This is a genomic window from Pseudomonas sp. AM4(2022) (assembly GCF_036346515.1).
Taxonomy (GTDB): Bacteria; Pseudomonadota; Gammaproteobacteria; order Pseudomonadales; family Pseudomonadaceae; genus Aquipseudomonas; species Aquipseudomonas paracarnis.
Genome location: NZ_JAOTNW010000008.1, coordinates 50,947 through 66,098, shown reverse-complemented (window position 1 = coordinate 66,098; position 15,152 = coordinate 50,947). Strand labels below are relative to the sequence as shown.

The 15,152-nt window shown below is 62.3% G+C and carries 8 protein-coding genes; 3 read left to right on the top strand and 5 right to left on the bottom strand.

The window, feature by feature from the left end:
- Positions 1-31 precede the first annotated feature (31 nt).
- The gene (locus ODQ19_RS12880; RefSeq protein WP_330210222.1) at positions 32-886 is read left to right on the top strand and encodes a hypothetical protein; all 855 of its coding nucleotides are present in this window, start codon (positions 32-34) and stop codon (positions 884-886) included.
- Here ODQ19_RS12880 and ODQ19_RS12875 read toward each other — a convergent pair.
- Together ODQ19_RS12875 and ODQ19_RS12870 are read right to left on the bottom strand one after the other, a co-directional pair.
- Positions 883-2,307, bottom strand: coding sequence for an efflux transporter outer membrane subunit (locus ODQ19_RS12875; protein WP_330210221.1), 1,425 nt, complete (start codon positions 2,305-2,307; stop codon positions 883-885). The genes ODQ19_RS12880 and ODQ19_RS12875 overlap by 4 nt on opposite strands.
- Complete coding sequence (locus ODQ19_RS12870; RefSeq protein ID WP_116665360.1) at positions 2,307-3,101, bottom strand: helix-turn-helix transcriptional regulator; 795 nt, start codon at positions 3,099-3,101, stop codon at positions 2,307-2,309. Before ODQ19_RS12870 ends, ODQ19_RS12875 begins: the two co-directional genes overlap by 1 nt.
- A gap of 490 nt (positions 3,102-3,591) precedes the next feature.
- Between ODQ19_RS12870 and ODQ19_RS12865 the strand changes: the two genes are divergently transcribed.
- Positions 3,592-9,861 carry an amino acid adenylation domain-containing protein gene (locus ODQ19_RS12865; protein WP_330210220.1) on the top strand — a complete coding sequence of 2,090 codons (6,270 nt, stop codon included), beginning with the start codon at positions 3,592-3,594 and terminating at the stop codon, positions 9,859-9,861.
- A gap of 283 nt (positions 9,862-10,144) precedes the next feature.
- On the opposite strand, the gene ODQ19_RS12860 is transcribed toward ODQ19_RS12865, so the two are convergent.
- The 3 genes from ODQ19_RS12860 to ODQ19_RS12850 all read right to left on the bottom strand — a co-directional run bounded on the left by ODQ19_RS12860 (position 10,145) and on the right by ODQ19_RS12850 (position 14,208).
- Entirely contained in the window at positions 10,145-11,662 is a 1,518-nt protein-coding gene (locus tag ODQ19_RS12860; RefSeq protein WP_330210219.1) for an ArnT family glycosyltransferase, read from the bottom strand.
- Positions 11,663-11,690: 28 nt separating this feature from the next.
- A complete protein-coding gene (gene arnT / locus ODQ19_RS12855; protein WP_330210218.1) occupies positions 11,691-13,346 on the bottom strand; it encodes a lipid IV(A) 4-amino-4-deoxy-L-arabinosyltransferase in 1,656 nt (551 codons plus the stop codon).
- 181 nt (positions 13,347-13,527) lie between these two features.
- A complete protein-coding gene (locus ODQ19_RS12850; protein WP_330210217.1) occupies positions 13,528-14,208 on the bottom strand; it encodes a histidine phosphatase family protein in 681 nt (226 codons plus the stop codon).
- Positions 14,209-14,482: 274 nt separating this feature from the next.
- Here ODQ19_RS12850 and ODQ19_RS12845 point away from each other — a divergent pair, with 274 nt between their 5' ends.
- Positions 14,483-15,151, top strand: coding sequence for an ABC transporter ATP-binding protein (locus ODQ19_RS12845; protein WP_116667785.1), 669 nt, complete (start codon positions 14,483-14,485; stop codon positions 15,149-15,151).
- The last annotated feature ends 1 nt before the right edge of the window (position 15,152 follow it).

The window sequence follows — 15,152 nt, the reverse complement described above, 5'->3', positions numbered from 1 at the left end:
GTATTCGGTAAGTGTCAGGAGGTTATTCAACATGTTAGTGTCTTCCGTGAACGCTGCTGCTTTTGGTCATGCCAGAACGAGCGATGCCGTAACTTCTCCAGTGGTTTTGTCCTCTTCCAACCCGCCTGCGCCAGCCAGCGAAGCCAAACAACTCAGTAGCCTGGTAGGCGAGTTGGAGCGTCTGTTGGCGACGTTATCCGCTCGGTTGAAACCGAAGGTTGATTCAGTACCTTTGCCTGCGAGTGTCACCGCTAACCGCAACGTCAATCGTGACGAATTCTTGAAAGGTACACCTGCGAATACGGGCATCAAGCCCACTGATATTTTCAAAGACTTTTACCAATTGACCGAAGGTAATTGTGTGACGATATCCGCCATTAAGGCCGCAATGATGAGATTCGGCCATAACCCTTACGGTATTTACAAATCCATCGTGGTCACCGACACCGGCTATCGTATTGTCACGCGCGATGGGTTCAAGCTGCACATCACCCATGACGAACTGAAGCAGGCCAAGGCCGGCGCCAACTTCGGCACCGACCGGCCCAACGATGTTCTGGTCAATGCGCACTTTCTATATGCCGTCAGTGCCAAACGCGCTTACCTCGAAAATAACGACGGGGAGGCTAATAAGAGTTTTGCCGCCGCCATACGCAGCCTCAATGATGGAGAGTATCCGGGACAGGCCTTGCGTCGCCTGGGCTTGAAAGACTTCGTTGCGCCCGCAACCCTTCAGGACTTCCTGAACGGCGCTATCGGCACGGTCAACAGCGGGTTTCATTCGATGGCCGTGGTGGGCGGCTTCCTGGACAGTTACGGGCACAAACAGCCACTGGAAAGCCGCGATGCACACAGTCATGCCGCGGTTGGGCTCAAGTTACTCTAACGCGCAGCCGCCAGGCTCGGCCACTCACTCCACGCGCCACCCAACGCCGTATACAGGTTCACCTCGGCGACCAACTGCGCCAGCCGGTCCACAATCAGCGCCTGTTGCGCGCTGAACAGCGAACGCTGGGCATCGAGGAACGTCAGGTTGCTGTCCACGCCGCTGCGGTAGCGGTGTTGGGCCAGGTTGTAATAAGTCTGGTTGGCCTCGACGAAATCCCGTTGCGCCTCCAGTTGGTCGTTGAAGGTCTGGCGCGCCGCGAGGCCGTCAGCGACTTCCTGGAAGGCGGTCTGGATGGATTTTTCGTATTGGGCCACCGTGATGTCTTTTTGCAGCCTGGCGTAATCCAGGCTGGCGCGCAGGCTGCCGGCGTTGAAGATCGGCAGATTGATCTGCGGCTGGAACGCCCAGCTGCCCGAGCCGCCCTTGAACAGCCCCGAAAGCTCCTTGCTGGTGCTGCCCGCGTTTGCTGTCAGGGTCACGGAGGGAAAGAACGCGGCACGGGCCGCACCGATATTGGCGTTGGCCGCCTGCAACTGGTATTCGGCCTGGAGGATATCCGGGCGGCGTTGCAGCAGGTCGGAGGGTAAGCCGGCGGGCACGCGGGCGACCAGATCGTCGGCCAATGGGCGCGCAGGCAGGTGTTCATCCACCGGGCCACCCACCAACAGTGTGAGGTTGTTGAGGTCCTGGGCCACCTGGCGTTCATAGCGGGCTACGCTGGCGCGGGTACTTTCTACCGCTGTGCGTGCTTGCACTACGTCCAGCGCCGAGGCTTTGCCTGCGCTTTTACTGCGGCGGGTCAATTGCCAGCTGTGGTCGTTGGCGACCAGGGTTTGCTCGGCCAGGGCCAGCAGTTCCTGATCGGCGCGCCAGGTCAGGTAGGCATTGGCGACGTTGGCCACCAGGCTCAATTGCGTGCTGCGCCGCGCTTGTTCGCTGCCCAGGTAAGTGAGCAACGCCTGTTCGCTGAGGCTGCGCACGCGGCCGAATAGATCCAGCTCATAGGCACTCAGGCCCAAGGTGGCGGAATAGTTGGAGGTGATCGCCGATTTGCCGGTGCCGGTCACGCTCCCTGGCAACTTCTGGCGCTTTCCGGCGCCTGTGGCAGAGATTGCCGGGAACAGATCCGCGCGCTGGATTCGGTACTGCGCCTGGAACGCTTGCACATTCAGGGCCGCCACCCGCAGGTCGCGGTTGTTGACCAGCGCATCATTAATCAGCTGTTGCAGCGCCGGGTCGTGGAACAGCTGCTGCCAGTCTGGGTTTTGCGCCTGGGTGCCGGCCTGCGCCAGGCGGTAGACACCGCCTTGGGGGTACTGCGCAAGCGTCGGCGCGGCTGGCCGCTGATACTCGGGGATCAGCGAGCAACCGCCGAGCATCCAGACTATGCCGACGGTGCACAGTGCTCGTGTGTTCATCAGGCGCCCACCATCCATTTGGCCAGGCCATGCCGGCCGCTCACGCCCAGCTTGGCGGCGGCGCGCTTGAGGTAGGTCTCGATCGAGCTGTTTTTGACACTGAGTTTCTCCGCGATTTGCGGCACGGTGCCGCCGGTCAGCAGACCGAGGCACACTTCCTGTTCCCGCGCCGAAAGGGTGATGTCGCTCAAAGACAAGCGTTTGTAGAACTCACGCTGTAACTGCGATTGTTCCAGCAGGGTATGGGCCGGCTCAGTCTCGGCGTGTGGCGCCTGGCGCAGGCTCTGGGCATGCCGCTCCATCAACGGCAACAGCGTATCCGACAGGCACTTGAGAAACGACAACTCAGCCAGGGAAAACCCCTGCTGGGTCGGCGGGCGGTAGAACGAAATCACACAGCGTCGATTGCCCTGGCGCGATACCAGGTTGCACTGGTGCGAGGTGCCGCGCGGGTGCGCGCTGTTGGCCTTGGCGTTCATCTGGATCAGCAGCGGGTCTTGCATGTGCAGCATCTGCCGCAACAGCGGGTGGTCGTTCAGCGCATGCAAGGTCTGGGGCACCGTCAAATCCTTTTTCACCCCGGCGCTGCCCAGTAACTTGATGTCCAGCACGCGGTCGCGCAGTTCATCCAGGGTCCATTCGCTGAGGTCTACCAGGTGAATCGGTACCCACTTGCCCACCAACTGCAACATCGTGGCGGCGAAATGTTCGTCGCCGCTGTTTGAAATCAACTCGCCCATTTCGGCATAGAAATGCGGGCCGCAGGTGCCGCCAATACTTGGGGTCAGACTCATAGCCATCTCATCCTTGATGTCGAAAACCGTCAACGGTTGCCCAGGGCCTGTGCAGGGCGCTCCGTACTGCTTGAACGTAACTCGGCGTTCGAGATTTTATTTAGCCATGGGGATTTGTCCTACGTATGTAGTGGAAACGAGGGACACAAGCTGCCATAAAAATTGCGCCATTAATCCGACGTTTCTCATGAGTGAAGCCGGCTACGTACAAGCGTAAGTTATTTTTAGTTTTGCTTAACATGCTGAAATTAATAAGGAAAATAACAAAATTAGGAAATATCAAAAACGCCACTATCGATCAGCTATAGCCAATTTCCTACAGCGCTTTAATCGTTTCAGTCATGAACCTGCGACCAACCCATTTCCATCCGTTTGAATGTCCGGGTTTCGGGTGACAGACACCCGCCGGCGGCCATGCTCCAATCCGGCAACTTCGGCGTAATGAGCCACCTCTGCGCGGCCAGTGCCTGACCCCCATGAGAAGGATCTTATGCAGCATTCCTCCAGCCTGCCGGCCCGCTTCCCCCTCACTGGCGCCCAACAAGACATTTGGCTCGACCAACTGCGCGTGGGCGATTCACCGCTGTACAACATTGGCGGCTACCTGGATTTTGCCGGCACCGTCGAGCCCGAACGCATGCAGCATGCTGTCGCACTGCTGGTGGCCCGTCACGATGCGCTACGCACCCAACTGCACACCGACGCCAATGGCCTGCCTGGGCAAACATTCGCCCCTGAGCTGAGGGTGGAAATGGCGCTGCATGATTTCTCCGCGCTGCCCGACCCATCCGCGGCAAGCCAAACCTTGATGCAGGCGCAAATGGCTCGGCCCTACGCCCTGAGCGGCGAACCACTTTGCCGTTTTTTCCTGGTCAAACTTGACGATGATCACTACCGCCTCGGCACCCAGGCTCATCACCTGATCCTCGACGGCTGGGGCTTCGGCCAGATGCTGCAATCCCTCGCGCAGCTCTACAGCGCCCTGGAACAGGGGCGCGTCACCGAGCCGCTGGCGCCGTCCTACATCGACTTTATTGACACCGACCAACGTTACCTGCAATCGGCCCGCTACACCCGCGACCGCGACTATTGGCTGGGCAAATACCAGGTGCTGCCCGAGCCGCTGCTCACCCCCAGGCACAGCGCAAAGACGTCGAGCAACACCTGGGTGCAAGGCTTTCCGGTGGCGCTGCTCAACCGCATGGAGCAGGTTGCCAACCAGTACCAGGCGTCGGCCTTTCATGTGTTGCTGGCGGCGATGTACGTGTATTTCACCCGCACCAGCCAACGGCAGGAATGGGGGGTGGGGCTGCCGATTCTCAACCGCTCCAACGCGCGTTTTCGCGCCACCGTGGGCCTGTTCACTCAGGTCAGCGCGGTACGTTTTGCGTTCAGCGAGGGCGTGTCTTTCGGCGCCCTGGTGCGTGGCATTCGTGACCAGCTCAAGCAGGACTTTCGTCATCAGCGCTTCCCGTTGAGTGAGATGAACCGCGAGTTGGGCTTGCGCCGAACAGATCGCGGGCAACTCTTCGACGTGTCGGTATCGTTCGAGCAGGACGACCACGACCTGCGCTTCGGTCAGGTCCAGGCCCGCGCGATCAAAGTCTCCAATCAGCATGAAGGGCTACCGCTGGCCATTCACCTGCGCAGCCACCGCTACCAAGACAATGCGTGGCTGCATTGCGTCTACAACGAGGCGTACTTCCAGGCGCACGACGTGCAGGCGTTGGCTCAGCGTTTCATCGGGCTGCTGGAGCAGGGGCTGGAGGACACTGCGCTGCCCATCGGCGAGTTTTCCATGCTGCTGCCCGAGGAGCAGGCCCGATTGCAGCACTGGAACGCCACCGCGCAGCCCAACGCTACGCCGCAAACCCTGCACCAGCGCATTGAAGCCCAGGCCGCACGCACGCCTCACGCTATTGCGGCGGTATATCAGGACCGCCCACTGAGCTACACCCAACTCAACCGCCAGGCCAATGCACTGGCCCATCAATTATTAGCGCTCGGCGTACAGCCCGATGACCGTGTCGCAATCCTGGCCCGGCGTGGCCTCGACACCCTGGCGGGGCTGTTGGCGATCCTCAAGTCCGGCGCCTGCTACGTGCCGCTGGACCCGGCCCATCCCGCCGAACGCCTGGAGTATTTGCTGCACGACAGCGCACCCGCTGCCATCCTGACCCAGCAGAACGTGCGCCAGCGTCTGCCCGTCTCGACGGTACCGGTGATCGCGCTGGAGCCTGGCAGCGCATCCATCGACAGTAACCCTCAGGTCGCGGTCACGCCGTCCAACCTGGCTTATGTGATTTACACCTCGGGTTCCACCGGCTTGCCCAAGGGCGTGATGGTTGAACATCACAGCGTGTCGAACCTGGTGGATTGGCATTGCCAGGCGTTCGACCTGCACGCGGGCAGCCACACCGCCAGCGTCGCAGGCTTCGGTTTTGATGCCATGGCTTGGGAAGTCTGGCCGGCCTTGTGCGTGGGCGCGACCTTGCACCTGCCACCGGCCCCCGAAGGCGCGGAAGATATCGACGCGTTGCTTGGCTGGTGGCGCTCGCAACCGTTGGATGTGTGTTTCCTGCCCACGCCTGTGGCCGAATATGCGTTTAGCCAGGGGCTGGGGCATCCCACCTTGCGCACCTTGCTGATCGGCGGCGACCGCCTGCGCACCTTCACCCAGGCACAGACGTTCGCGGTGGTGAACAACTACGGCCCCACCGAAGCCACCGTAGTGGCAACCTCGGGGCTTGTCGAGGTGGGCCAGCCGTTGCATATCGGCGCGCCGGTCGCTAATGCCCGGGTCTACCTGTTGGATGCGCAACAGCGCCCGGTGCCGATTGGCGTGGCGGGGGAGTTGTATGTCGGCGGCAAGGGCGTGGCGCGGGGGTACCTGAACCGTCCGGAGCTCAGTGCCGAACGTTTTCTCGACGACCCTTTCAGCGGCGGTCACATGTACCGCACCGGCGACCTGGCGCGCTGGCTGCCAGACGGCAATCTCGACTACCTGGGGCGCAACGACGACCAGGTAAAAATCCGTGGCGTGCGCATTGAACTGGGAGAAATCGAGTCGGCCCTGGCCAGCCATCCGGCGCTTCAGGATGCAGTGGTGCAGTTTCGCGACGGGCAATTATGGGCCTGGTTTGTGCCTCGTCAGCCTGTGGCGATCGAAGCGCTGCGTACCCACCTGCAAGCCTCGCTGCCGGACTACATGCTGCCAGCGGCTTACGTGCGCCTCGACGCGTTACCCCTCACCGCCAACGGCAAGCTCGACCGCCGAGCCTTGCCGTCGCCGACCCAGGAAGCCTTTATCACCCGCGGCTTCGAAGCGCCACAGGAGGGTGTGGAAACCACACTGGCGCAGATCTGGGCCGAGTTGCTGCACGTGCAGCCAGTGGGCCGCCATGACCATTTCTTCGAGCTGGGCGGGCATTCGCTATTGGCGGTGCAGTTGGTGCAGCGCATGCGCGAGGCCGGCCTGCGCGCCGATGTGCAAGTGCTGTTCGGCCAGCCCACCGTGGCGGCGCTGGCGGCGGCGTGTGTCGGTCACGAACAGGCGGTGCCGGCCAATCGAATCCCGGCCGGTTGCACCCATATCACCAAGGATCTGCTCGCCCTGGCCGAACTTGACCAAACCAGCCTCGACCGCATCGTCGCCGGCATCCCCGGTGGCGCCGCCAACGTGCAGGACATCTACCCGCTGGCGCCGTTGCAGGAAGGGTTGCTCTACCACCACCTCACCGACGCGCACGACCCGTACCAGCAACAGGCGCTGTTCAGTTTTGCGCATCGTGAGCAACTGGGGGCCTTCGCCAGTGCCCTCCAACAGGTGATTGATCGCCACGATATTTTGCGCACCAGCCTGGTGTGGGATGCCCTTGAACAACCGATGCAGGTGGTGTGGCGCCAGGCGCAGCTGCGGCTCGAACCGCTGCGCGATCCGGCGCAACCCCTGGACTTGCGCCAGGCGCCGCTGATGGCCCTGGATTACGCCGAGGAGCCCGAGCACCAGCGCTGGGTCGCCAGGCTGCGCTTTCATCATCTGGTCAACGATGCCACGTCGACCACGCTGCTGGTGGACGAGATTCGTGCCCATCTGCTGGGTCAACAGGCGCAACTGCCTGTGCCCGTGCCTTATCGCAACATGGTGGCGCACGCCCGTTCGACCCTGCGCCAGGCGGCGCACGAAGCGTTCTTTCGAGAGCGTCTGGCGGATGTGGGTGAGCCGACCTTGGCGTTCGGCCTGCAGGAGCGCCAGGCCAATCGTGCCGAGACCGAAGAGGCGCAGCGCACGCTCAGCGACACGCTCAATGTGCGCCTGCGCAGCCAGGCCCGAGCCCTGGGGGTGAGTGCTGCGAGCCTGTTCCACCTGGCCTGGGCCCAGGTGCTCAGCCGTGTCGCGGGCCGCGAAGACGTGGTGTTCGGCACGGTGCTGCTCGGCCGCTTGCAAGCCGGCGAGGGCGCCGAGCGGGCCTTGGGCATGTTCATCAATACCTTGCCGCTGCGCCTGCGCCTGGCCGGGCAAAACGTGGCACAGGCGTTGCACGACACCCACGCACAACTGAGCGCCTTGCTCGCCCATGAACAGGCGTCGCTGGCATTGGCCCAGCGCTGCAGTGGGGTGACCGGGCTGTTCAACAGCCTGCTCAACTACCGTCACACCTCGGCCGACCCCGAGCTGAACCTGGTGCCGGGCATTGCCTTGCTCAGCAGTGAAGACATCCTCAGTTACCCGTTGATGCTCACGGTGGACGACCTGGGCAGTGGCTTGCGGCTCAAGGCAAAAACGCCACACGCAGTCGGCGCTGAACGGGCCTTGGACTACTTGGACACCACGCTGAACGGCCTGGTGGACGCACTGGAAAACACGCCGAAAATGCCGTTGCGCGAGGTGCCAGTGTTGCCCGCCGGCGAACTGCGCAGATTGCTGGTGGACTTCAACGCGACCGTCACCGACTACCCGCATACATCGACCGTGCAAGCGCTGTTTGAAGCCCATGTGCGACGAATCCCCGATGCCATCGCGGTGCAGACGGATGAGCAGGCATTGACCTACCGGGCGCTCAACGAGCGCGCCAACCAACTGGCCTTCCACTTGCGCGAGCACGGCGTACAGCCCGACGCTCGGGTGGCGTTGTGCGTAGAACGTGGGTTGGACCTGGTGGTGGGCTTACTGGGCATTCTCAAGGCAGGGGGGGCCTATGTGCCCCTCGACCCCGGTTACCCACGCGAGCGCCTGGCCTACATGCTCGCCGACAGCCAGCCGGTGGCGTTGCTGGTACAGGCCGCCACCCGCAAAGTGGTGGGCGATGTCTCGGTCCCGCTGATCGACTTCGACCACTGCACCTGGCGCCAGGCACCGAGCGACAACCCACACGTGCCAGGCTTGAGCGTCGCCAACCTTGCCTACGTGATGTACACCTCGGGCTCCACCGGCACGCCCAAGGGCGTGATGATCGAGCATCGCGGCCTGGGCAACCTGCTGCATTGGGGCTCGCAACTGTGCCCGAACGCCGAAGGCGGCGCCTTGTTGCAGCGTGCGCCGTTCAGCTTCGACGGTTCTGTGTGGGAGCTGTTCTGGCCGTTGAGCAACGGCATGCGCCTAGTGTTGGCGCGGCCCGATGGGCACCGTGAACCGGCTTACCTGGCTCAGGTGATTCGCACGCAGCAGATCAGCGTGATCAAGTTCGTGCCCGCCATGTTGCAGCAGTTTCTTGACCTGGACGAATCGGCCCTGTGCACCAGCCTCACCGACGTACTGTGCGGCGGCGGTGAACTCACCGCCGCCCTGGCCCGTGGCGTACAGGCACGCTTGCCCAGGGTGCGTTTGCATAACGTGTACGGCCCCACCGAAGCCACAGTGGACAGCAGCGCCTGGACCCTCGAACCCGGCGCGCCGGTGCCCACCCTGCAACTGCCGATTGGCCGACCCATCAACAACACCCGCCTGTATGTGCTGGACGCCCATGATGCGCCGGTGCCCATGGGCGTCAGCGGCGAACTGCACATCGGCGGCGTCGGCGTTGCCCGTGGTTACCTGGGCTTGGAACAGCTGACTGCCGAACGTTTTATCGACAGCCCCTTCGTGCCCGGCGACCGCCTGTATCGCACCGGCGACCTGGTGCGCTACCTGCCCGACGGCACTCTTGAATTCCTTGGGCGCAACGACTTCCAAGTCAAACTGCGCGGCGTGCGCCTGGAACTGGGCGAGATCGAAGCACACCTGGCCGCCCACCCGGCGCTGCACGAGGTGGCGGTATTGATTTGCGATGAGCGCCTGGTGGCCTACTTCACCCTGCGCGGCCAGGCGCCGAGCCTGCAAGCCTTGCGTGACCATGTGCTGGAACACCTGCCGGAATACATGGTGCCGGCCGCCTTCGTGCAACTCGACGCACTGCCCCTTAACCCCGCCGGCAAACTCGACCGCAAGGCCCTGCCGGCACCGGGGCTGGAGGCCGTGCTTAGCCGAGCCTACGAAGCGCCAGTGGGCGAGGTGGAAACCCTGATGGCCGGGATCTGGGCCGACGTGTTGAAACTCGAACGGGTAGGACGCCATGACCACTTCTTTGAACTGGGCGGGCACTCCCTACTGGCAGTGAACCTGGTAGCCCGCCTGCGCAAGGCCGGGCTGGACGTGGACGCACGCACCTTGTTCAGCCAGCCCACGCTGGCGCAACTGGCCGCGAAAACGCTGGCCCAGGCCCCTCGCGTAGAAGCCCCCTATACCGCCATCCCCCAACTCAACCGCCGTCGACGGATTTAGCTCAGGCACTGCGATCCAATGTGGGAGCTGGCTTGCCTGCGATGGCATCGACTCGGTATGCCTGAACTACCAAGGTATTTGCATCAAATACCACTGTAGGAGCGAGCTTGCTCGCGAAAAACCTCAACGATAACGCGTGCCTCCTGAATAAACGCGGCGCCTGTGAGTTTTTCGCGAGCAAGCTCGCTCCTACAGAGACCGATCCACCTTAGTCTTGGCTATCGCCAACAAATGCCACACCGCCAGAATCTTCGCCATGAAAAAGGCCAGCAAGCACAGTGCCTCAGCGTATCCCCGGAACAAACGCCACACTCCCTCCCTCACGCGCCCTGAACAACCGCTCCCCATTATCCGGCTGGGTCGTCACCACCTGATGGTCCACCCCCAGAAACGCCAACGGCGTCGGCTCGTCCTTGGAATACTGCGCGACGATTATCGTGCGTTGCGGATCAAACCCCTGGCCGCTGGTTTTCTCCAGCCAGGCCATGAACGCGGCGCTGTCGCCCTGGCGCGGGAAGTCCTGGCTTTCGCTGACGTAGTAGAAAGGCTTGCCGTGGTTTTGCAGGTACATGGGCAGCTTGTTGTCGACCTCTACCAGCACCAGTTGCCATTGGTTCCAGGGCGCGCTTTTCTCCGCCTGGGCTTGCAGGTCGGTGGCGAAGCGGGTAACGCCGCCGTTGCCGTTGGTCCAGGGGTAGATCACGCCCAGCACCAGCAAGAGCAGGCCCGCGCTGAGGCCAAAGCCTGTTTGCCAGCGCGGCCAGCTTGAAGGTTTTTTGCGCAGGCGTTCACTCAGCCACCAGGCACCGAGCAGTTGGGCAAAGGGCGCCAGCGGCAACACGTAGTAGCTGCGGCGGCTGCCGCTGGCGGTGAAGAATACAAACAACAGGCCCAGGCCCCACACCAGCCAGCGCACGTTGGGCGGCGCCCTGCGCCAGTTGCGCACGGCCAGCCACAGGCCAAGTAACCAGCAGGGTGCCCAGGGCAGGGTGTAGACCGGCAGGTAAATCAGGTAGGTGTAGATCGGCCCCATATGGTCGAAGGGGTCGAAGAAGCGCACCACGTTTTCGCGGAACACCAGTTCCAGGCCGCTCTCGCCGTAAGTGGGGGCGCCGTAGCGGTGGGACAGCACAAAGGGAATCGCATACACCACGCCGGCGATGAGCAGGGCCAGCACCAGGCGCAGGTTGAGGTGGCGTTTGTAGCGGTGTTCGCTGAGCAGGTGTGGCAGCAGTACCAACCCTGGCAGCACCACTCCGATCAAGCCTTTGAACAGCGAGGTGGCGGCCAGCAACAGGAAAAACACCGTGTAGCGCCCCAGCCGCGTGTCATCCGGCCCACGCCAATACCACCACACCGCTGCCAATACGCCACACACGGTGAGTACATCGGCGGTGGCCACGCGGGCCCAGAACAGGAAATAGAAGGTGGTGGCGAGCATCCACCCGGCGATCAGCCCAGTGCCTTTGCGAAACAGGCGTTCACCGATCAGGTACACCAGCCAGATGCTCAACCACGCGGCAAGCACCGATGACAGGCGCAGCGACCACGGGCCGAGGCCGCCGAGCAGATGGGCAAGCCCGGTGATCAGCCAGTAGGAGGGCAGGGGTTTGTCGTAATACGGCGTGCCTTTGAGATACGGGTCGAAATAGTCGCCGCTTTGCAACATCTGCAAGGCGATATTCGCCCAGCGCGTTTCCGGCCCCCACAGGTCGCGGCTGCCCAGGCCCAGCAAGAGCAGCAAGGCCGAGGTGCCCAGCAGTAACACCAGGGCGCCGCGTTCGGTTTTCCAGAAACTCATGGGATGTTCCCTGTGGCAGGCGCTGCATTCAAGGTTGTTGGGGGTAGATCGTCAGCACCAGGTTGCCCTTGCGATAGCGTTTGCCGCCGGGGGGCAACTGCCCTTCTTCGCGGTGTTCGCTGGTGCTCTTGACCTGCATCAGCACGCCGACCGACCCGTGTTGGCGGGCCTCGGCCAACCAGGCCTGGACGCTATCCGGCGTGACCTTGCGCTGTGCCGCGTCTTGGTAGTTCAAGCCGTAGCGTAACTCACCCTGGGTGTTATAAAACGCCACGTCGGGCCGGCGCAGGCGCCAGGTCAAGGCCGATGCCAGGCCCAGGTCATTGCTCAGCAAAGCACGGGTAGGTTGCAGTTCGTCCAGATGTTCCAGCACGAATTGGTCGGGCATCTCGTTATCTTCGATCAGGGCCGGCATGCCCGCCGGCAGCAGTGCCACCAGCAAACCAATGCCCAGGGCGGGCATCGCCCACAACGTCAGCGGGCGCACCGCTTGCAGCAGGTTGGCGAGGATCCAGCCCAGCAGCACGATAAACGTCAGGGACAGGTTGAACATCTCCGCATGGCTATTGCCATACAGCGGGCGGGTGATTTGCAGGTAGATCAGCGCCACCATGGCCGTCATGCCAAGCACGAAATTGAGCGCGCCGTTGATGACTAGGGTGCGGACCTTGCCTTGCTTGATCAGGTCGATCAAACCGTGGCCCATCAACAAGGCCAGGGGCAACAGGCACGGCATGATGTAGGTCGGCAATTTGCCTTTGCTCAGGCTGAAAAAGCCAAGGGGCAGCAGCAGCCACAGGGCGAGAAAGGCAATCGCCGGCTGGCGCTTTTCCTGCCAGGTTTTTAGCAGGGTGCCGGGTAGCAAGGCGGCCCACGGCAGGCACGCCACCACCATGATCGGCAAAAAGAACCACAGCGGCCGCGCATGCTGTGCGTTGTCGGCGGCAAAGCGGCGGATGTGCTCATGCCAGAAAAAGAAATGCCAGTAATCCGGTTCCCGCAGGTGGATCGCCAGGGCCCATGGCAGGCATACCAGTACGGCAACCAGCACCGCCAGCGGCCCGTAGCGCATCAACTCACCGACGCGACGTTGCCAGACCAGGTAGGGAACGGCGATCAAGACCGGCAACAGCCAGGCCAGGAACCCCTTGGTCATGAATCCCATGGCGCAGGCCACGCCCAACACTGCCCAGGCACACAGGCGTTCGCGTGGCGTGCGGCAGTCCAGGGCAAACCACATCGCCATCAGGCTCAGATTCACCCACAGGGTGAATTGCGGGTCGAGGTTGGCATACCCGGCTTGCCCGGCCACCAGGCCGAAGCTCATGTAGAGCAGGGCGCAGGCAAAGCTCTTGCGTGGGTCGTTCCACAAACGACGGGCGAGCAGGTAGGCCAGCACCACGCTCAGGCCTGTACTCAGGACCGAGGCGATGCGCACACCGAACAGGTTTTCACCGAATACCGCCTGGCCAAGGGCGATGAGCCAATAGCCGGCGGCGGGCTTCTCGAAATAACGCACGCCCATGAAGTGCGGCGCCACCCAGTTGCCGCTCATCAGCATTTCCTGGCTGACCTGGGCGTAGCGGGTTTCGTCCGGCGTCCATAAACCGTGAAAGCCCAGGGGCAACAGGAAGAACACGGCAACGCCCAGCAAGAGCCAGGACAGAGGGTTTACGCGGGGCATACGCACATCGCTCCATAACGTTCAAGCAGGGGCAATGTCGGTATTAATTTAATAGGATGAAGCATCGTAAGGGTCACTAAGTTGTTGTAGGAAAACTTAACTACCAGGCGCGACTAAACATGCCAGAGGGGGGCTGTCGTTTTGCTGAACGTCTCGCGGCTTAATATGTAAACAAGTGTAATTAAAGTTGTTTAAGTGCGGCGGTCCACTCTTCGCTGTTCATGGTGCCCATGGCCTTGAAGGTGCCGTTGGGCAGCACCTTGACGAACAGTGCGCTGCCGTACTCTGCAGCGGCTGCGTGAGGGAAACCCAGGCTGGTCTGGAAGTCGCTCATGCAGGCGCTGTGGGTGATCAGCATCAGGTTGCGCCCCGGCTGTTTGTGGCTGAGGATTTCGTCGCCCATGGCGTCGCCGCAGATGGCCAGCGGGCCGGGGGACAGCTCGGTCTTGCCGAACATGAACAGTGACGTCTGGGCGGTTCGCGTGGTGGGGCTGCTGAGCACGTCGGTCAGGGCCATGCCCAATGAATCAAAGGCTTTGCCCAGTTCGACGGCGCGTTCAGTACCGTTGATGGTCAGGCCATCGGCGGGGCCGAAGCAGGGGTTGGCCGAGCGGTCACAGCGCTCTTCATGGCGCACCAGCACTACCAGCTCACCCTCGCGCCAACTGGCGAGCACCCCGGAGGTCACCAGGCGATTGCCCACGCCCAGGTCCAGGGGCGAGCTGGGCCAGAATAAAAAGCCCGCCAACAACAAGGCGGTAACGCTGATGCCAAGCAGGTGCAGGCGGTATTTTCTCAGGCGTTTTAACCTTGACCTTTTGGGTTGCGGGTTGGCCAGGATCATGTCTGCCACGCGGTTCATCCTCGGCACTGTTTATTGTGTTTATAAAAAGGTTGCACGACGGGGCAGTTGCCCTTAGTGAGGCAGGAGACTGTCACAGCACTGCTGTCTTTTTGCTGAACACTTGCATGTTAAGAGTGTCACTTGGATTAACTAATAAGTTGTGAATTACCACGAGTTGGCGGGCACTTTAAAGTTCGGTGGATGGGCAGACGGTGAAATCCATGTGAAAAATTTGCGTGGGCAGGAGCGTCAGCCGTTATTCTCATTGCGGGTCCTTCAGATGAGCGTTCTTATGTTGCAGGTGCAAGGTGTTGTTAAAAACTACGCGACCCCGCAAGGCCCGCTGACCGTCCTGGCCGGCGTCGACCTGTACCTGGGTGCGCGCAGCAGCCTGGCGCTGATGGGCGAATCGGGCAGTGGCAAAAGCACCTTGCTGCACCTGGTGGCCGGGTTGGACCGAGTGGACGCCGGCAGCATCCGCATCGGCGAGCAGCGCCTGGACCAACTCAACGAAGGGCAACTGGCCCATTGGCGCCGCACGCAAATCGGCCTGGTCTTCCAGCAGTTCAACCTCATCGGCAGCTTGCGCGTGGAAGACAACCTGGCGTTCCAGGCGCGGCTGGCGGGGCGTTTCGACCCGCACTGGCAAGCGCAATTGGTGGAACGCCTGGGGCTGGGCGACTTGCTGCGGCGTTACCCCGAGCAACTCTCCGGTGGCCAGCAGCAACGGGTTGCCGTCGGGCGGGCGCTGGCCTCGCGACCGGGTTTGTTGCTGGCCGATGAACCCACCGGCAACCTCGACGAAGCCACCAGCGATGAAGTGCTGCAACTGCTGTTGGACCTGCTGCGGGACAGCCCCACCAGCCTGCTGATGGTCACCCACAGCCCGCGCCTCGCCGCACGGCTTGACCGGCAAGTGGTGCTGCACCGTGGGCGTGTCGTGCCGATGGGCGCGCGCTGAA

What these genes read in the sequence shown, in the direction of transcription:
- ODQ19_RS12865 (WP_330210220.1), top strand. Translation starts at nt 3,592, where the DNA reads ATGCAGCATTCCTCCAGCCTGCCGGCCCGCTTCCCCCTCACTGGCGCC.
- ODQ19_RS12860 (WP_330210219.1), bottom strand. Translation starts at nt 11,662, where the DNA reads ATGAGTTTCTGGAAAACCGAACGCGGCGCCCTGGTGTTACTGCTGGGC.
- ODQ19_RS12880 (WP_330210222.1), top strand. Translation starts at nt 32, where the DNA reads ATGTTAGTGTCTTCCGTGAACGCTGCTGCTTTTGGTCATGCCAGAACG.
- ODQ19_RS12850 (WP_330210217.1), bottom strand. Translation starts at nt 14,208, where the DNA reads ATGAACCGCGTGGCAGACATGATCCTGGCCAACCCGCAACCCAAAAGG.
- arnT (WP_330210218.1), bottom strand. Translation starts at nt 13,346, where the DNA reads ATGCCCCGCGTAAACCCTCTGTCCTGGCTCTTGCTGGGCGTTGCCGTG.
- ODQ19_RS12870 (WP_116665360.1), bottom strand. Translation starts at nt 3,101, where the DNA reads ATGAGTCTGACCCCAAGTATTGGCGGCACCTGCGGCCCGCATTTCTAT.
- ODQ19_RS12845 (WP_116667785.1), top strand. Translation starts at nt 14,483, where the DNA reads ATGTTGCAGGTGCAAGGTGTTGTTAAAAACTACGCGACCCCGCAAGGC.
- ODQ19_RS12875 (WP_330210221.1), bottom strand. Translation starts at nt 2,307, where the DNA reads ATGAACACACGAGCACTGTGCACCGTCGGCATAGTCTGGATGCTCGGC.